Annotated in this window: 14 protein-coding genes; 10 read left to right on the forward strand and 4 right to left on the reverse strand. The window is 70.2% G+C overall.

Features of this window, described 5'->3' with window-relative positions; all coding sequences use genetic code 11:
* The first annotated feature begins 30 nt into the window (after positions 1 to 30).
* Positions 31 to 1,443, forward strand: a complete 1,413-nt coding sequence (radA, locus tag ACIQM3_RS36010) for a DNA repair protein RadA (RefSeq protein WP_104786887.1) — start codon at positions 31 to 33, stop codon at positions 1,441 to 1,443.
* Positions 1,444 to 1,523: 80 nt separating this feature from the next.
* Positions 1,524 to 2,648, forward strand: coding sequence for a DNA integrity scanning diadenylate cyclase DisA (disA, locus tag ACIQM3_RS36015; RefSeq protein ID WP_033296474.1), 1,125 nt, complete (start codon positions 1,524 to 1,526; stop codon positions 2,646 to 2,648).
* A gap of 171 nt (positions 2,649 to 2,819) precedes the next feature.
* On the opposite strand, the gene ACIQM3_RS36020 is transcribed toward disA, so the two are convergent.
* Complete coding sequence (locus tag ACIQM3_RS36020) at positions 2,820 to 3,650, reverse strand: hypothetical protein (protein ID WP_401632396.1); 831 nt, start codon at positions 3,648 to 3,650, stop codon at positions 2,820 to 2,822.
* 261 nt (positions 3,651 to 3,911) lie between these two features.
* Between ACIQM3_RS36020 and ACIQM3_RS36025 the strand changes: the two genes are divergently transcribed.
* From ACIQM3_RS36025 to cseC, 5 genes are all read left to right on the forward strand, one after another.
* A complete protein-coding gene (locus ACIQM3_RS36025; RefSeq protein ID WP_401632200.1) occupies positions 3,912 to 4,814 on the forward strand; it encodes an A/G-specific adenine glycosylase in 903 nt (300 codons plus the stop codon).
* 182 nt (positions 4,815 to 4,996) lie between these two features.
* Positions 4,997 to 5,581: a SigE family RNA polymerase sigma factor gene (locus ACIQM3_RS36030; RefSeq protein ID WP_401632203.1), complete on the forward strand. Its 585-nt coding sequence runs from the start codon at positions 4,997 to 4,999 to the stop codon at positions 5,579 to 5,581.
* 71 nt (positions 5,582 to 5,652) lie between these two features.
* The gene (locus ACIQM3_RS36035) at positions 5,653 to 6,267 is read left to right on the forward strand and encodes a hypothetical protein (RefSeq protein ID WP_401632206.1); all 615 of its coding nucleotides are present in this window, start codon (positions 5,653 to 5,655) and stop codon (positions 6,265 to 6,267) included.
* A gap of 12 nt (positions 6,268 to 6,279) precedes the next feature.
* The gene (cseB, locus tag ACIQM3_RS36040) at positions 6,280 to 6,990 is read left to right on the forward strand and encodes a two-component system response regulator CseB (RefSeq protein WP_401632209.1); all 711 of its coding nucleotides are present in this window, start codon (positions 6,280 to 6,282) and stop codon (positions 6,988 to 6,990) included.
* Positions 6,987 to 8,309 carry a two-component system sensor histidine kinase CseC gene (gene cseC, locus ACIQM3_RS36045; protein WP_401632212.1) on the forward strand — a complete coding sequence of 441 codons (1,323 nt, stop codon included), beginning with the start codon at positions 6,987 to 6,989 and terminating at the stop codon, positions 8,307 to 8,309. The genes cseB and cseC overlap by 4 nt, the downstream gene beginning before the upstream one ends.
* A gap of 60 nt (positions 8,310 to 8,369) precedes the next feature.
* Here the strand turns inward: cseC and ACIQM3_RS36050 are convergent, their stop codons facing one another.
* Positions 8,370 to 9,962, reverse strand: coding sequence for an MDR family MFS transporter (locus tag ACIQM3_RS36050; RefSeq protein WP_401632214.1), 1,593 nt, complete (start codon positions 9,960 to 9,962; stop codon positions 8,370 to 8,372).
* Between the two features lie 137 nt (positions 9,963 to 10,099).
* Here ACIQM3_RS36050 and ACIQM3_RS36055 point away from each other — a divergent pair, with 137 nt between their 5' ends.
* Positions 10,100 to 10,684: a TetR/AcrR family transcriptional regulator gene (locus tag ACIQM3_RS36055; RefSeq protein ID WP_401632217.1), complete on the forward strand. Its 585-nt coding sequence runs from the start codon at positions 10,100 to 10,102 to the stop codon at positions 10,682 to 10,684.
* A 20-nt stretch (positions 10,685 to 10,704) separates the two neighbouring features.
* On the opposite strand, the gene ACIQM3_RS36060 is transcribed toward ACIQM3_RS36055, so the two are convergent.
* On the reverse strand, positions 10,705 to 11,427 hold the full coding sequence (locus ACIQM3_RS36060; protein ID WP_401632220.1) for a M23 family metallopeptidase: 723 nt from the start codon (positions 11,425 to 11,427) through the stop codon (positions 10,705 to 10,707).
* Positions 11,428 to 11,881: 454 nt separating this feature from the next.
* On the opposite strand from ACIQM3_RS36060, the gene ACIQM3_RS36065 reads away from it, so the two are divergent.
* Positions 11,882 to 12,241, forward strand: coding sequence for a trypco2 family protein (locus tag ACIQM3_RS36065; protein WP_401632223.1), 360 nt, complete (start codon positions 11,882 to 11,884; stop codon positions 12,239 to 12,241).
* Positions 12,238 to 15,513: an NACHT domain-containing protein gene (locus ACIQM3_RS36070; protein WP_401632226.1), complete on the forward strand. Its 3,276-nt coding sequence runs from the start codon at positions 12,238 to 12,240 to the stop codon at positions 15,511 to 15,513. Before ACIQM3_RS36065 ends, ACIQM3_RS36070 begins: the two co-directional genes overlap by 4 nt.
* A 76-nt stretch (positions 15,514 to 15,589) precedes the next feature.
* On the opposite strand, the gene ACIQM3_RS36075 is transcribed toward ACIQM3_RS36070, so the two are convergent.
* Complete coding sequence (locus ACIQM3_RS36075; RefSeq protein WP_099173600.1) at positions 15,590 to 18,115, reverse strand: ATP-dependent Clp protease ATP-binding subunit; 2,526 nt, start codon at positions 18,113 to 18,115, stop codon at positions 15,590 to 15,592.
* Positions 18,116 to 18,392: the final 277 nt, after the last annotated feature.

Here is an 18,392-nt window from a genome sequence, read left to right on the forward strand (position 1 = left end):
GCTGTCAGACCCCACCTATACGGTGACGCCATGGCTGCCCGTACGAAATCCGCGAAGGACCGCCCGTCCTACCGCTGCACCGAATGCGGCTGGACGACGGCCAAATGGCTCGGCCGCTGCCCCGAGTGCCAGGCCTGGGGGACGGTCGAGGAGTTCGGCGGCGCCCCCGCGGTCCGCACGACGGCGGCCGGCCGCGTCTCCACCGCCGCTGTGCCGATCGGCCAGGTCGACAGCCGGCAGGCCACCGCCCGCTCGACCGGGGTCGGGGAGCTGGACCGCGTGCTCGGCGGGGGACTCGTCCCCGGCGCCGTCGTGCTGCTCGCGGGCGAGCCGGGCGTCGGCAAGTCGACGCTGCTGCTGGACGTGGCCGCCAAGGCGGCGAGCGACGACCATCGCACGCTCTACGTCACGGCCGAGGAATCCGCCAGCCAGGTGCGGATGCGGGCCGACCGCATCCGGGCGATCAACGACCACCTCTATCTGGCCGCCGAGACCGACCTCTCGGCGGTCCTGGGGCATCTGGACGCGGTCAAACCGTCCCTCCTCGTCCTCGACTCCGTGCAGACCGTCGCCTCCCCGGAGATCGACGGCGCGCCCGGCGGAATGGCGCAGGTCCGCGAGGTCGCGGGCGCGCTCATCAGGGCCTCCAAGGAGCGCGGCATGTCGACGCTCCTGGTGGGACATGTGACCAAGGACGGCGCTATCGCGGGGCCGCGCCTCCTGGAGCACCTCGTCGACGTGGTGCTGTCCTTCGAGGGCGACCGGCACGCACGCCTCCGGCTCGTGCGGGGCGTCAAGAACCGGTACGGCGCCACGGACGAGGTCGGCTGCTTCGAGCTGCACGACGAGGGCATCACGGGCCTGGCCGACCCCTCCGGGCTCTTCCTCACCCGCCGTGACGAGCCCGTCCCCGGCACCTGTCTGACGGTCACCCTGGAGGGCAAGCGGCCGCTCGTCGCCGAGGTGCAGGCACTGACGGTCGACTCGCAGATCCCTTCGCCCCGGCGCACCACCTCCGGCCTGGAGACCTCCCGGGTCTCGATGATGCTGGCCGTTCTCGAACAGCGGGGCCGGATCAGCGCCCTCGGCAAGCGGGACATCTACAGCGCGACGGTGGGCGGCGTGAAGCTCACCGAACCGGCCGCGGACCTCGCCATCGCCCTGGCACTCGCCAGTGCGGCGAGCGACACACCGCTGCCGAAAAACCTGGTCGCGATCGGTGAAGTGGGTCTCGCCGGGGAGGTCAGAAGGGTGACCGGGGTCCAGCGCAGGCTGGCGGAGGCGTACCGTCTCGGGTTCAAGCACGCCCTGGTCCCGAGGGACCCGGGACAGGTTCCGGCCGGTATGAAGGTCACAGAAGTGGCCGACATGGGCGACGCTCTGAGAGTCCTTCCCCGCCGCTCTCGGCCGGACGGACCACAGGAGGACGGCGCACGCCGGTAGACTTTGCCCTGGTCTCGCCCGCCCGTACGAACGGTACGAGGGACGCAAGGGCACCGCCGACCTGTGACCGGAGGAGTGCAGTGGCAGCCAACGACCGGGCAGCATCGCCCGGAAAGTCCGGCCAAGGCACGGGGAACGAGGCGCTGATGCGCGCCTCGTTGAGCGCGGTCGCGCCCGGAACGGCCCTCCGCGACGGCCTGGAGCGCATCCTCCGCGGCAACACCGGCGGGCTGATCGTCCTCGGCATGGACAGAACCGTCGAATCCATGTGCACCGGCGGTTTCGTGCTCGACGTGGATTTCGCCGCGACGCGCCTGCGCGAACTGTGCAAGCTGGACGGCGCGATGATCCTCGACAAGGACATGACCAAGATCCTCCGGGCCGGTGTGCAGCTGGTCCCGGACGCCTCCATCCCCACCGAGGAGACGGGCACCCGCCACCGCACGGCGGACCGGGTCTCCAAGGCCTGCGGCTTTCCCGTGGTCTCGGTCTCCCAGTCGATGCGCCTGATCGCGCTGTACGTGGACGGGGAGCGGCGGGTCCTGGAGGAGTCCTCCGCGATCCTGTCCCGCGCCAACCAGGCGCTCGCCACCCTGGAGCGGTACAAGCTCCGGCTGGACGAGGTCGCCGGGACACTCTCCGCGCTGGAGATCGAGGACCTGGTCACGGTCCGGGACGTGACGGCGGTCTCGCAGCGGCTGGAGATGGTGCGCCGCATCGCGACGGAAATCGCCGAGTACGTCGTGGAGCTGGGCACCGACGGCCGCCTTCTCTCGCTCCAGCTGGACGAGTTGATCGCGGGCGTGGAGCCGGAGCGGGAGCTGGTCGTACGCGACTACGTGCCCGAGCCCACCGCGAAGCGGTCCCGTACGGTCGCGGAGGCGCTGGCCGAGCTGGACACGCTCACCCACACCGAGCTGCTCGAACTTCCCGTGGTGGCACGGGCACTGGGCTACAGCGGCTCACCGGAGACGCTGGACTCGGCTGTCTCCCCGCGCGGATTCCGGCTGCTGGCGAAGGTGCCGCGGCTGCCCGGGGCGATCATCGAGCGGCTGGTGGAGCATTTCGGCGGCCTGCAGAAGCTGCTCGCCGCGAGCGTGGACGACCTCCAGGCCGTGGACGGAGTCGGCGAGGCACGGGCCAGGAGCGTCCGGGAGGGGCTCTCGCGGCTCGCGGAGTCCTCGATCCTTGAGCGGTACGTCTAGGGCCTTCCGTCCGGACCACGAACCACACCGGGCCCCGCCGGACAAGCGTTCCGGCGGGGCCCGGCGGCGTTCGTCGCCGGTCAGCACCGGCGGCGTTCGTCCCGGTCAGCACCGGCGGCGTTCGTCCCGGTCAGCACCGGTGGCGTTCGTCACCGGGGCCCGGCCGCGCCGTCAGTCCTTGGCCAGGACGAACGAGGCGCGCTGGACGGTCTCGCCCGGGACCTTGGCCTCCAGCAGATAGGTCCCCGGGCCCGCGGACCGGACAGGCGGTGTCGCGCACGAGGGCGCGCTCCCCTTGCGGTCCCACTCCACGGTGTGGACGACCGTTGTTCCCGCCGGGACCCTCAGGAAGAAGGCGCCGCCGGGCTTCGGGCAGTCCTTGGAGGACCACACCTGTTCGTCGTCCTCGCCGGCCTCGGTGATCGTGAGCACGGCGTTCTTCGGGCCGAAGTCGGCCTTGCAGTCGGCAGCCGAGGTGTTCCTGGCGCTCAGCCGGAACTTCGGCTTGTCGTCGGGTCCGAAGCTGATCTCCGTCTTCAGGCTCAACTGCACCACGGCGGGCGTGCAGTTGGGGAGCGGTGACCCCGCGGGTACCTGCTGGCCGGCCGTACCGCCGCCGGTTCCCGCGCCCGACGCGGAGCCGCCCGGCCCCCCGGTGCCCGCGCCCGTGTCCCCGTCGGCGCCCGATCCACCGGCGCCGCCCGTCCCTGCCCCGGTGCTCCCGCCGCTCGACCCGGAGCCCGCGTCCGTACCGGAGTCGTCCGACTCGTCGCGTCCGCCGGGGGGTTGGCCGGTGACCGGGCCGGAACTCGAAGGCCCGGGGGTGATGGACGGGGCGGGGCCGGAGCCTCCGGGCTTCCCGTCGTCCTGTCCGCCGCCGCTGCCGCGACCCGAGGTGACGGCCCACGCAACCAGCGCCGCGAGCAGCGCGATCACCAGCACCGCTACTGTTCTCCGACGCCAGTAGATGCTGGAGGGAAGCGGCCCGACCGGATTGCGCATAGAACCCACGGACCGAACTGTACGAGAGATCCAGGCCAACTCCGGCCCTCAACCGCCGCTCTGATCGACAAGTTTTCCGGATCATCATCATGGAGCGGTCGTTACCGGGACGCTTCCATCCGCTTTGCACCGGCTAGGCCCCGTCCGCCCCGTTCGAGGGGACAGAACGGGTGGCGTTATCACTCCCTGAGCGCTCTGCCGGGCCGACACCCCCGTAGCCGTGCCCGATGTCCCGCCTTCCGTGCCAGGATCGTGGGTGCGATGACTGCCACGACTTCGACACAGACGCCCCCCGCCTCCCTCCATACCCCCGTCATCGGGTGGTTCGAGCAGCACGCGCGCGATCTGCCCTGGCGCCGCCCCGATGCGGGTGCCTGGGGTGTGATGGTGAGCGAGTTCATGCTCCAGCAGACCCCGGTGAACAGAGTCCTTCCGGTCTACGAGCAGTGGATGGCCCGCTGGCCCCGCCCCGCGGACCTGGCCGCCGACGCACCGGGCGAAGCCGTCCGCGCCTGGGGCCGGCTCGGCTATCCGCGGCGTGCGCTGCGGCTGCACGGGGCCGCGCAGGCGATAACGGAACGCCACGGCGGCGACGTGCCGAGCGAGCACGGCCAGTTGCTCGCGCTGCCCGGGATCGGGGAGTACACGGCCGCGGCCGTGGCCTCGTTCGCGTACGGGCAGCGTCACGCCGTGCTGGACACGAACGTCCGCAGGGTGTTCGCCCGGGCCGCCACCGGCATCCAGTACCCGCCGAACGCGACCACCGCGGCCGAGCGCAAGCTCGCCCGCGCACTGCTCCCGGAGGAGGACGAGCGCGCCGCGAGCTGGGCGGCGGCCACGATGGAACTCGGCGCACTCGTGTGCACCGCGAAGAACGAGGACTGCACGCGCTGCCCGATCGCCGGACAGTGCGCCTGGCGGCTGGCGGGAAAGCCCGCCCACCAGGGTCCGCCGCGCCGCGGCCAGACCTACGCCGGCACGGACCGGCAGGTCAGGGGGCGGCTGCTCGCGGTGCTGCGGGACGCGGTCACACCGGTGCCGCAGTCGGCGCTGGACTCGGTGTGGGAGGAGCCCGTGCAGCGGGCGCGCGCCCTGGACGGGCTCGTCGCCGACGGCCTGGTCGAGCCGCTGGCGAACGGCCGGTACCGGCTGCCCCTGACCTGATCATGCTCCGGCGGACCGGGCTGTCCAGCGGCTGTTACACAACCGATGGACAGCCGTGCGTCCGCCTACGGCTGCTCCGCACACCCTCGTGACAACGCCTCCGTAACGTCACCGGACGTCGGCAACGGGACCACCCGGCCGACGGCGGTACACGGGGATCCACGGGGACGGAGGCGGTTGTAATGGCTCAGGGCGAGGTGCTCGGTTTTGAGGAGTACGTACGGACCCGACAGGACGCGCTGCTGCGCAGTGCCCGTCGGCTCGTTCCCGATCCCGTGGACGCGCAGGACCTGCTCCAGACCGCCCTGGTCCGCACCTTCGGCCGCTGGGACGGCATCGCCGACAAGTCCCTCGCCGACGCCTATCTGCGCCGCGTCATGATCAACACGCGTACGGAGTGGTGGCGGGCCCGCAAGCTCGACGAGGTCCCCACCGAGCAGCTCCCCGACGCGAGCGTCGACGACGGCGCCGAGCAGCGTGCCGACCGGGCCCTGCTCATGGACGTGCTCGGGGTGCTGGCTCCGAAGCAGCGCAGCGTCGTCGTGCTGCGACACTGGGAGCAGATGAGCACGGAGGAGACGGCCGCGGCGCTCGGCATGTCCGCCGGCACGGTGAAGAGCACGCTGCACCGTGCTCTGGCGCGTCTGCGCCAGGAGCTGGAGGACCGTGCGGCCCGGAGCCGCGAGGCCGAGGGGACACCGGCGCGGATACCCTCGCAGCGGAACAGGCGTCATGACGAGCGGGGGCGGGAGCGGTGCGCGGCCTGACGGGCAGCAGAGGGGGCACGAGGGCCGGCCGCGGGAGACTCCGGGGCGGCCTCGCGGCGGGGAGCACGGCGGTGGCCGGGCTCGCCGCCTTCGGGCTGTTGTGCGCCGGCTGTTCCGCCGGAGGCACGGGCACGCGTGACGAGGGCCCGGCGAGCGCCCAGCAGGTCGCCCGGGCCACGCCGTCGAGCGCGGCCGTACCCAGCGGGACGGCGAAGCCCTCCCCGCGGGTCAACGCCGTGATGCTCGTCAAGAGCGACCCGAAGGTGAGCCGACAGCTCAAGGACGACCTGAAGCCCTGCACCGGGGACGAGTACCCGGTCGACACCTCGTACGGCTCGCTCACCGGCGGCTCGGAGAGCGATGTCGTGGTCAACGTGATGACCTGCGGTGATTCGGTGGGAGTCGGGACGTATGTCTACCAGCGGCGGGCGGACGGCACGTACGGGAACGTCTTCGCCGCCGAGGTGCCGGCGGTGTACAGCACCATCGACCGGGGTGACCTGGTCGTGACGACGCAGGTCTACGGGTCGAAGGACTCGGTCACGTACCCCTCGGGCGAGGACGTCATCACCTACCACTGGACCGCGGGCCGGTTCACCGAGACCGACCGGGTGCACAACGATTTCAACCGGGCCGTCGGCAGCGGGGAAGGCGCTCTTCCCGCACCGCAGACGGCGCAGAACTGAGAGCCGCCCGCCATGGCCGATACCCATGTCCTCTTCGTCGAGGACGACGACGTCATCCGTGAGGCCACCCAGCTCGCACTGGAGCGGGTCGGCTTCACGGTCACCGCGGTACCCGACGGCCTGCTGGGCCTGGAGGCCTTCCGGGCGGACCGTCCGGACATCGCGCTGCTGGATGTGATGGTGCCGGGCCTCGACGGGGTCAGTCTGTGCCGGCGCATCCGCGACGAGTCGACCGTACCCGTGATCATGCTGTCGGCCCGCGCCGACGCGATCGATGTGGTGCTCGGCCTGGAGGCGGGGGCCGACGACTACGTCACCAAGCCGTTCGACGGGGCGGTGCTCGTCGCCCGCATCCGCGCCGTGCTGCGGCGCTTCGGCCACGCCGCCGGAACGGGCGCGGCACCCGACGGGGCCGGTGGCACGCGGGACGAGGCAGGCGGTGTGCTGGTCTTCGGCGACGTGGAGATCGACACGGAGGGCATGGAGGTACGCCGAGGGGGTGCGCACGTGGGTCTGACACCGACGGAGATGCGGCTGCTGCTGGAGTTCTCCTCGGCGCCCGGCACCGTGCTCTCCCGGGACAGGCTGCTGGAGCGGGTCTGGGACTACGGCTGGGGCGGGGACACCCGCGTCGTCGACGTCCATGTGCAGCGGCTGCGCACCAAGATCGGACAGGACCGGATCGAGACGGTCCGCGGCTTCGGCTACAAGCTGCGCGCATGAGGCGGCTGGCGCTGCGGACCGGGGTCCGCTGGAAGATCAGCATCGCGATCGCCGCGGTCGGCGCGCTCATCGCGCTGGCGCTGAGCCTCGTCGTCCACAACGCCGCCCGTGTCTCGATGCTGGAGAACGCGCGCGAGGTGCAGCTGGAGCGGCTGCTGTTCGCCCAGCGGCTGTACGAGGCGACGAACACGAAGAAGCCGTCGCCGAAGTTCGGCGCCAAGATCAACGACCCGTCGCTGCCGGCGAGCCTGCGCAGTCGGATGCAGGACGACCGACGCGCCACCCATGTCGACGAGTACGACGACGGGGTGCCCGACGTCTGGGCGGCCGTCCCCCTGGCCAACGGCGACGTCCTGTCCCTGCACACCCGCTTCGCCGACCGCAGCGCCACGGTCATGGGCGACCTGGACAGGGCCCTGATCATCGGCTCGGTCTCGGTCGTCTTCGGCGGTTGCGCGCTGGGCGTCCTGATCGGCGGCCAGCTGTCCCGGAGGCTGCGCAAGGCGGCGGCAGCGGCCGGCAAGGTCGCCCAGGGCAATACGGAGGTACGCGTGCGGGAGGCTGTGGGCGGGGTCGTACGGGACGAGACCGACGAGCTGGCCCGGGCGGTGGACGCGCTCACGGACGCGCTGAACGAGCGGATCGAGGCGGAGCGCCGGGTCACCGCCGACATCGCGCACGAGCTGCGCACCCCGGTGACCGGACTGCTCACGGCGGCCGAGCTGCTGCCCCCGGGGCGGCCCACGGAGCTCGTACGGGACCGGGCGCAGGCGATGCGGACCCTGGTCGAGGACGTCCTGGAGGTGGCCACGCTGGACGGCGCCTCGGAGCGGGCCGAGCTCCAGGAGCTGCAGCTCGGCGAATTCGTCAGCCGGCGGGTCCGGCTGCTGGATCCGGAGATCACGGTCCGGGTGGTGCACGAGTCCTGGGTGTCCACGGATCCGCGACGGCTGGAACGCATCCTGGGCAATCTGCTGGGGAACGCCGCCAAGCACGGGGCGGCCCCGGTCGAAGTCACGGTCGAGGGCCGGGTGGTGCGGGTCCGCGATCACGGGCCCGGGTTCCCCGAGGCGCTGCTGCGGGAGGGGCCGAGCCGGTTCCGTACCGGAAGCAGTGACAGGTCCGGGCGCGGCCACGGGCTGGGACTGACCATCGCCGCGGGGCAGGCGCGGGTGCTGGGGGCGAGGCTGACGTTCCGCAACGCGGGGCCCGCCGGGGGCGGGGACACGGGTGGTGCGGTCGCCGTGCTGTGGCTGCCCGAGCACGCGCCGACGAACACCGGAAGCTTCCCCGTCCTGCGGCAGGCGGAATCGGGCTGACGGGACGGGGGTGGGCCCGGGGACGATGCGTCCGGGGGGCCCACCCTTGTCAGGGGCCGCTCAGGCGCTCTGCGGCGCCTTGACCGCCGGCGGCCGAACCTGCGCCGACCCGTCGCCGTCCGAGGGAGCGTCCGGCATCGCCGTGCCGCGCAGCGGGACCTCCTTGACGAACAGCGCCGCCACCAGGGCCACCACCGCGACCGAGCCGCCCACCAGGAAGGCGATGTGGGTGCCGGAGGCCACCGCGTACTCGTACGCCTCGCGCATCGCGGCCGGCAGCTTCGCCAGGCTCGCCGCGTCCAGCTGTGCGGACTTCTCGGTGGCTCCCCCGCCGCCGCGTGCCGCCATCTCGTCCTGCACACGGCCGGTGAACAGGGCGCCCATGATCGCGACTCCGAAGGAGCTGCCGAGCGTGCGGAACAGCGTGGTCGTGGACGAGGCGACGCCCATGTCCTTGAGCTCGACGCTGTTCTGGGCGACGAGCATCGTGATCTGCATCAGGAAGCCCATGCCGGCACCGAGTACCGCCATGTAGATGCCGGAGGTGAAGCGCGTGGTGCCGGTGTCCATGGTGGCGAGCAGGAACAGGCCGGCGACCATCAGGAGGCTGCCGATGATCGGGAAGATCTTGTACTTGCCGGTGCTGGTGGTGATCCGGCCGGCGACCAGCGAGACGATCATCATCGCGAGCAGCATGGGCAGGAGCAGCAGTCCGGAGTTGGTCGCGGACGCCCCCTGGACCGACTGCTGGAACAGCGGCAGGAAGAGCACCGCGCCGAACATCACGAAGCCCGCCATGAAGCCGACCACGGACATGAGGGTGAAGTTGCGGTTGCGGAAGATGTGGAGCGGCACGATCGGTTCGGCTGCCTTCGTCTCGACGAAGAGGAAGCCGACGAGGGAGGCGACGCCGAGGGCGATGAGCTCCATGATCACGGCCGAGCCCCAGGCGTACTCCGTACCGCCCCAGGTGGTGACCAGCACGATCGCGGTGATGCCGACGGTGAGGAGCGCGGCGCCCAGGTAGTCGACCTTCGCCTTCCGGCGCTCCTTGCGGGGCAGGTGCAGCACCGCGGTGACCATGGCCAGCGCGACGGCGCCGAGCGGCAGGTTGATGTAGAAGCTCCAGCGCCAGCCCAGGTGGTCGGTGATGGTGCCGCCGACCAGCGGTCCGCCGATCATGGCGATCGCCATCACGCCGGCCATCATGCCCTGGTACTTGCCGCGCTCCCGGGGCGGTACGAGATCGCCGATGATGGCCATGACGCCGACCATGAGGCCGCCCGCTCCGAGGCCCTGGACGGCCCGGAATCCGATCAGCTGGCTCATGTCCTGGGACATTCCGCTCAGCACTGAGCCGATCAGGAAGATCACGATGGACGTGAGGAAGATGCCCTTGCGTCCGTACATGTCGCCGAGCTTGCCCCAGATGGGGGTGGAGGCCGCGGTGGCCAGGGTGTAGGCGGTGACCACCCAGGACAGATGCTCCATTCCGCCCAGATCGCCGACGATCGTGGGCATCGCGGTGCCCACGATCAGGTTGTCGAGCATGGCCAGCAGCATCGCGATCATCAGCGCGAGGACCACCACCCGGACGCTCCGCGGCTGTGGTTCCGCTTTCCCGCCCGCCGTCGCTTTCTTGAGTTCTGCCATGCCGTCCGCTCCCCTGATCCCCTGATGCCCGGTCTGCCGCCGATCCGGCACTTACTTGCCGCCCGGCTAGTTGGCTACACTGAGGAAAAGTAGACCCGTAACTAGCCGGGCGTCAAGTAAGTTCTTGGGAGAGTCGAATGAGCAGCACGCCGCAGCCGCGCCGGGGAAACACCCGTCAGCGCATCCAGGACGTCGCTCTGAAGCTCTTCGCCGAGCAGGGTTACGAGAAGACCTCGCTCCGCGAGATCGCCGAGCAGTTGCAGGTCACCAAGGCGGCGCTGTACTACCACTTCAAGACCAAGGAGGACATCCTCATCAGCATCTTCGAGGACCTGAACAGGCCTGTGGAGGAGATCGTCGCCTGGGGCCAGGGGCAGCCGCGCACCCTGGAGACGAAGAAGGAGATCCTGGTCCGCTACAGCGAGGCGCTCAAGGCGGCGGCGCCGCTCTTCGTCTTCATGCAGGAGAACCAGGCGACGGTGCGCGAGCTCAGCATCGGCCACACCGTGAAGCACCGGGTCATGGCCCTGGTGGATCTGATCAAGGATCCCGACGCCCCGCTCACCGACCAGGTGCGCTGCTTCACCGCGCTCTTCGCGATGCACGCCGGGATGATGGCCCTCAACGACGCCGAAGGCGACCCCGACGAGAAGCGCGAGGCTGCTCTCGAGGTCGCCGTCGAGCTGGTGACCAGGGCCCATGACCCGGGGCCCGCCGCTTAGCGGCTACGGGTGGGCGTGCGTCAGACCTTGACGTGCACGGACTTCAGGTACGAGACCGGGTTCAGCGCCGAACCGTAGTCGGGCGAGGTCCGGATCTCGAAGTGCAGGTGCGGACCGCTGGAGTTACCGGTGTTGCCGGACCTGGCGATCTCGTCGCCCGTCTTCACGCGGTCGCCGACGTTGACCTCGATCTTGGACAGGTGCGCGTACTGCGAGTACTTGCCGTTGGCGTGCTTGATCACGATGGCGTTGCCGTACGCGGGGCCGTCGCCGCCGCCGTTCGGGCCGGCCTTGACGACCCGGCCGGTGTGCGCGGCCTCGACCTTGGTGCCGATCGGCACCGCGAAGTCCTGACCGGAGTGCTTGCTGGCCCAGCGGTCGCCGCCGGTGCCGTAGGTGGCGCTCAGGACGTAGTGGTCGACCGGGGCCTCCCACGAGGCGGCCTTCTTCTTGGCCGCGGCCTTCTTCTTCGCAGCCGCCTTCTTGTCGGCCTCGGCCTTCTCGGCCTTGTCGGCCTTCGCCTTGGCGGCGGCCTTGCTCTGGGCGGTCGCCTGCTGGGCGACGGAGTCGGCGGTGGCCGCGCCGGCGAGGGCCGCGGTGTCCGCGGTGCCCGTCGTGCCGGACGCGAACGCCGCGCCCGCACCGAACACCATCGACGCACCCAGGCCGGCGGCCACGACGGCGCCACTGACGCGGGGCATGGACGGGCGGCGGGAGTGCTGGAACGTAACGCGCTTCGACATGCGGGGAGAACCTCCGGGGTGACTGGACCCGGTGCTCGACCGGGCTTGCTCCACCTTGGTAACCCGCACCCCCGACAACACTCAAACACCCCATCTACGATCAAAAGCCGTAGCGGAGGGGGCGGGAATGCATCGCGGCCCACCGGCCTGGAGACCGCGGACGATCTTGGGTACATTTCTCGCGAAGCAGGTTTAACCCCAGCTCCAAAGGCGCCCTTCCGGGATATGAGCCAGCAATACGGTCATATCCACCCAAACGCCGAAAGGTACCTCTCGGGTGGGCCGAAGGTCCCGCGGCCGCCCACCCCGACTCCTCCGAAGGCGCCTAGTAGGCCTCCGAGGGCCTGTGCGCCTTGTCACCGCCGGTGGGCCGGAAGCCTGCCCGTTTCGGGACCTTCGGCCCAGCCGCCCTGGCTACGCTGTCCGGGCACACGCCAACACCCCGGGGGAACAGATGGACGACGACACCACCCATGACCTCGACGGCATCGAGCTCGCCGACGCCGTCGAGTCGATCCGCAACCAGCTCGTCGACGCGGCGGCCCGGGCCACCGGCAGGCCCCTCGCCTTCTCCGTCGGTGACATCCAGATGGAGTTCACCCTCGAGCTCCGCAGGGAGCACAAGGCAGGCGGCAAGGTGAAGGCCTGGGTCGTCGAGGCGGGCACCGACACCTCGCGCTCCACCGGCCGCACGCACAAGGTCGGCTTCACCCTGACCCCGCACAACGCCGTGACCGGTGAGGCATGGGAGATCGGGGACGAGGAGGCGGGGAGCACCGCGCACTTCGGTGGCAGCGGCACGGCAGGGTCGTGAGAGTGCTGCAGCCGGCGGACCGCACGGTCGTCGTCTCCGGCGCCCTCCAGGGCAGCGGGGTGCTGCTCACCGACCGGCTGGTGCTGACCTGCGCCCATGTGGTCAAGAGCAGCAACGGGTGCCACCTCGCGCACCCGGACGTCACCGGCCCGGTCCCGGCGACGGTGGCCTGGATCGACCACGACCTCGACGCCGCCCTGCTCCAGACCGCGAGCCCGGTCCTTCCGGTGGGCCCGGCCCGGCTCGGCCTGGTGGACACCAGACAGGCGATGGCCGACTGCGAGATCACCGGGTTCCCCCGCCTCCAGCGGTACGGCGCCGAGAAGCACGCGGAGGCGGACCAGTACACCGCGACGGTCCTGCCCATGGCGGGCCGGATGCGCAACCTGCTGGTCTGCGACCTCGACGGTCCGCCGGTCGTCGGGTCCGACCAGGCGCCCTCCGTGCTCGCGGGGCTCTCCGGCGGGCCCGTCTTCGCGGGGGACGTCCTGCTCGGGATCGCCCGACAGGTCCCCCAGCAGCGGGGCGGCAGGCGGGTCGAATGCGTACCGCTCGGCCCCGTGGTGACGGCGAAGCCGTTCCGGCTGGTCTACGAACAGAGCGGCCCCCGGCTCCGCCACGAGAAGGTCCACGGGCACTTCCCGCGGGACCTCCGGTACGAGGAGGAGTACGCGGCCTCCATCGGGGCCGCGTACCGGCGTACGAAGATCTTCGGGCTGGACGAGCTGGGCCGGCACGACTCGGAGTGGGACCTGGACACGGCCTATCTGAGCCTGGAGGCGCAGCCGCAGACCAGGGCCCAGCCCTCGTCCCCGTCACCTGCCCTGCCACTCCCGCCCTCCGGCCCTGAGCGCGTCGACACCCTGCTCGCGGACCGACGCCGGGTACTGCTCCGCGGCGACGCCGGTGCGGGGAAGACCACGCTGCTGTGGTGGCTGGCCGCACACGCATCTGCCCGCACCCTGAGCGGTGCGCTGGAACCGCTCAACGGCCTCATCCCCTTCGTGGTCCCACTGCGCACGCTGCGCGCCCGGGGCAGCACCTTCCCCGGACCCGCCCAGTTGGCCGACACGACCGGACTGGTGGTCGACCAGGCACCGGAAGGCTGGGCCGGCAGAGTACTGGAGGCGGGCCGGGCCGTCCTTCTGGTCGACGGCCTGGACGAGGTGCCCCCGGAGAAACGGGAAGAGGCTCACGCCTGGGTGTCGCAGCTCCTCCTGCGCTACCCGGACACACGCTGTGTGGCCACGGTTCGCCCGCTGGCCGTCGAACCGGACTGGCTCGGATCCGAGAGCTTCGAGGAACTGCGGCTTCTGCCGATGCGGAACGAGGACATCCAGTCGTTCGTGGCGTCGTGGCACCGGGCAGCTCGAATGGTCGAGCAGGAGGAGGACCACGAGAGACTGCGCGAGCTGGAACGGGACCTCACCCGGCAGTTCGCGCAGAACACCACGCTCAGCGATCTGGCCCGGACTCCGCTCCTGTGCGCCGTGATCTGCGCCCTTCATCGCCGCCGCGAGGGCTTCCTCCCGGAGACCCGCTGGAAGCTGTACCGCTCGGCCCTGGAGATGCTGCTGGGCCACCGCGACCGCCGGCGCCGGATCGACGGCCCCGAGGGGATCGTCATGGATGTCGAGGAGCACACCCAGCTCCTCCAGCGCATCGCCGCGTGGCTGGTGCGTGAGGGGCAATCGGAGTTCACCCGCGACCAGGCTCTGAGGCAGCTGGAGCGTGCCCTGCCCGGGATGGAGCGGGTGAGCGCGCAAGGTCCGGCCGACAAGATCCTGACCCATCTCCTCAACCGCAGCGGCCTCCTCCAGGAGTGCACCGACGACACCTACCAGTTCGCCCACCGCACCTTCCAGGACTTCCTCGCCGCCAAGGAACTCGTGGAGGACGACCACCTCAACGAGCTCCTCGGGCACGCGGGCGAGGAGCAGTGGCAGGACGTGATCCTGCTGGCGGCCGGGCACTGCGGGCGCCGAGAGCTCCCCCTGCTGGTCGAAGGGCTGGTGGACGCCGGGCTGGCACACGAGGAGGGCTCCCTGGAGCGGACGGACATCCACGTACTGGCGGCCCTGTGCGAGCAGCACGCCACCTGGCTGGACAAGGCGGTCCGGGAAAGGGTGAGACAGAGCACGGCGGCGCTGTTCCCGCCGACCGGCGACCGGGTGTCCGCGCTCGCCCGGCTGGGGGCGGCGGCGCTGCCGTTTCTCCCGGCGCCGGAAAGCACGCCGCCCGACACACCGGCGGCACTCGAAGCGGTGCACCTGATCGGCCAGATCGGCGGGAGCGAGGCCGTCCCGTACGCGCACGCCTGGGCCCTCCAGCACCCCGACCGCGGCCGGGACTTCGAGCTCGCCTGGGGCAACTTCCCGGCGGAGCCCTTCGCCAGGGAGGTCCTGGCGCACTGCGACCTCAGTACCGCCGTGGTCTCGGTCGACACCAGGGATCAGCTCGCGTCTCTGCCGCATCTGCACGCCGTGAACCATCTGTCGATCGGTATCGACGCTCCCGACATGGAGATTCGTACGGCCCTGAAGAACACCGCGCTACAGATCCTCTTCATCCGTGAGAATCCGTCGCTCACGGATCTCTCCTGTCTTCGCGGCCTGTCCTCCTCCTTGTGGTACTTGAGTCTCAGCTCCTGCCCGGCCGTCCAGGACTTCGTCCCGCTGGCGGACCTGACGGCCATGACGACGCTGGACCTGGACGTCACAGGCCTTCCCACCTCACGCCTGGCACCGCTCGGCCGCCTCAGCCTGACCTCACTGAGCCTGAGCGGCCTCGCCTCGGACCGCATCAGTTCGATCCCGGGTTCACCCTCGATCGCCCTGCTCACCGTGGAGAGCCGGAATCCGCTCGTCCTGGAAGGCCTCGGCCGATGGCCTCAGCTCGTCGATCTGGAGCTTTCGGAGGTCGCCGCGCTCGACGACGCGTTGACGGAGATCCGTGCCTGCCCCAAGATCACGACCCTGAGGTTCGTCGCGTTCCCCTGGTCGGACCTGCCGGACCTGCCGGAGCCGGTGTACTCCGTACAGAGTCTGACCGTGCAGGCTCCAGACCGCGGCGCCGACCTGGCGCTGCTCCGGCGGATCTTCCCCTCGCTCACCCATCTGACGTTCGATGCCTCCCACCAGACCACGAGTCTGGACCTTTCGGCCCTGCATGCCTGGGCTGGACTCCTCCAGGTGAGCGTCAAGGGTCACCCCCGCCCGCTGCTGGCCGGCGCCGACAAGCTGGGCGACCGCCTGCACATAGGCCTCTACTGAACGAACGTGAAAAGGGGCTGCCCCGGACCGAAACCGGTCCGGGGCAGCCCCTTGGAACGCTCAGGCGCTACGCGCCCTACGCCTCCTTCGTCAGGTTCGGGCCGCCGCCCGCTGCCTGCTCGATCGGCGGGACGTCGGGCAGAGCCGACTTCTCCTCGCCGCGGAACGAGAACTTCTTCTCGTCCCCTTCGCCCTCGGTGCCCACGACCACGATGTGACCGGGACGCAGCTCGCCGAAGAGGATCTTCTCGGAGAGGATGTCCTCGATCTCGCGCTGGATCGTCCGGCGCAGCGGCCGGGCGCCCATCACGGGGTCGTAGCCCTTCTTCGCGAGGAGCGACTTGGCCTCGGCACTGAGCTCGATGCCCATGTCGCGGTCCTTCAGACGCTCATCCACCTTGGCGACCATGAGGTCGACGATCTGGATGATGTCTTCCTCGGTGAGCTGGTGGAAGACCACCGTGTCGTCGACACGGTTGAGGAACTCAGGCCGGAAGTGCTGCTTGAGCTCGTCGTTGACCTTGACCTTCATGCGCTCGTAGTTCGTCTTGACGTCGCCCTGGGCGGCGAAGCCCAGGTTGAAGCCCTTCGAGATGTCCCTGGTCCCGAGGTTGGTCGTCATGATGATGACCGTGTTCTTGAAGTCCACGACCCGGCCCTGGGAGTCGGTCAGACGACCGTCTTCCAGAATCTGGAGCAGGGAATTGAAGATATCGGGGTGGGCCTTCTCGACCTCGTCGAAGAGGACGACGGAGAACGGCTTGCGGCGCACCTTCTCGGTGAGCTGGCCACCCTCTTCGTAGCCCACGTAACCGGGGGGCGAACCGAAGAGGCGGGAAACCGTGTGCTTCTCGCTGAACTCCGACATGTCGAGGGAGATCAGCGCGTCCTCGTCGCCGAAGAGGAATTCGGCGAGCGTCTTGGAGAGCTCCGTCTTACCGACACCGGACGGGCCGGCGAAGATGAACGAGCCACCGGGGCGCTTCGGGTCCTTCAGACCGGCTCGCGTACGGCGGATCGCCTGCGAGAGGGCCTTGATGGCGTCCTTCTGGCCGATGACGCGCTTGTGGAGCTCGTCCTCCATGCGCAGCAGACGCGAGGACTCCTCCTCGGTCAGCTTGAAGACCGGGATGCCGGTGGCGGTCGCGAGGACTTCGGCGATGAGCTCGCCGTCGACCTCGGCGACGACGTCCATGTCGCCGGCCTTCCACTCCTTCTCCCGCTTGGTCTTCGCCGCCAGCAGCTGCTTCTCCTTGTCGCGGAGCGAAGCTGCCTTCTCGAAGTCCTGGGAGTCGATCGCCGACTCCTTGTCACGGCGGACGCCCGCGATCTTCTCGTCGAACTCGCGGAGGTCCGGCGGCGCGGTCATCCGGCGGATGCGCATCCGGGAGCCGGCCTCGTCGATCAGGTCGATCGCCTTGTCCGGCAGGAAGCGGTCCGAGATGTAGCGGTCGGCCAGGGTGGCGGCCTGGACCAACGCCTCGTCCGTGATGGAGACCCTGTGGTGGGCCTCGTAACGGTCGCGCAGACCCTTGAGGATCTCGATGGTGTGCGGCAGCGACGGCTCGGCCACCTGGATGGGCTGGAAGCGGCGCTCGAGCGCGGCGTCCTTCTCCAGGTGCTTGCGGTACTCGTCGAGCGTCGTGGCACCGATGGTCTGGAGCTCGCCTCGCGCCAGCATGGGCTTGAGGATGCTCGCCGCGTCGATCGCGCCCTCGGCGGCGCCCGCACCCACCAGGGTGTGGAGCTCGTCGATGAACAGGATGATGTCGCCGCGGGTGCGGATCTCCTTGAGGACCTTCTTCAGGCGCTCCTCGAAGTCACCTCGGTAGCGGGAACCCGCCACCAGGGCGCCGAGGTCCAGGGTGTAGAGGTGCTTGTCCTTGAGGGTCTCGGGCACCTCGCCCTTGACGATGGCCTGGGCCAGGCCCTCGACGACCGCCGTCTTGCCGACGCCGGGCTCGCCGATGAGAACCGGGTTGTTCTTGGTGCGGCGGGACAGCACCTGCATGACCCGCTCGATCTCCTTCTCGCGCCCGATGACCGGGTCGAGCTTGGACTCACGAGCGGCCTGGGTGAGATTCCGGCCGAACTGGTCGAGCACCAGGGACGTGGAGGGCGTGCCCTCCGCGGGGCCGCCCGCAGTGGCCGCCTCCTTGCCTCCCGAGTACCCGGAGAGCAGCTGGATGACCTGCTGCCGCACCCGGTTCAGGTCGGCGCCCAGCTTCACGAGGACCTGGGCTGCGACGCCCTCGCCCTCGCGGATCAGGCCGAGCAGGATGTGCTCGGTGCCGATGTAGTTGTGGCCGAGCTGAAGGGCCTCACGGAGCGACAGCTCCAGGACCTTCTTGGCCCGGGGAGTGAAGGGGATGTGCCCGGACGGGGCCTGCTGGCCCTGACCGATGATCTCCTCCACCTGCTGGCGGACCGCCTCGAGCGAAATCCCGAGGCTCTCCAGGGCCTTAGCGGCGACACCCTCACCCTCGTGGATCAGGCCCAGGAGGATGTGCTCGGTGCCGATGTAGTTGTGGTTGAGCATCCGGGCTTCTTCCTGAGCCAGGACGACAACCCGCCGCGCGCGGTCGGTGAACCTCTCGAACATCGTTAATCGCTCCTCAGAGCGGTCAGGCAGTAAGGGGTCGGTCCCCTCCCTGTCCTTCCGCAGCTTAGTCCCGCAAGCGGGGACCGCTCATTTCAACTGCCGACACCCGGCCTTGCTACCAGGCGGATCCCCCGCCCCGAACGCCGACAACTGCTCCAACCCGATGGTGCGAGACGATGTTCCCGCAGGCCAGGCAGATAGCCCTTTCGCCAGTACGCCGATGGCGAACGTGAGACGTTTTTGCCCGCGTGTCGCCCCTTCCCACAAGGGATGTCTT

This window comes from Streptomyces sp. NPDC091271 (assembly GCF_044757505.1).
Classification (GTDB): Bacteria; Actinomycetota; Actinomycetes; order Streptomycetales; family Streptomycetaceae; genus Streptomyces.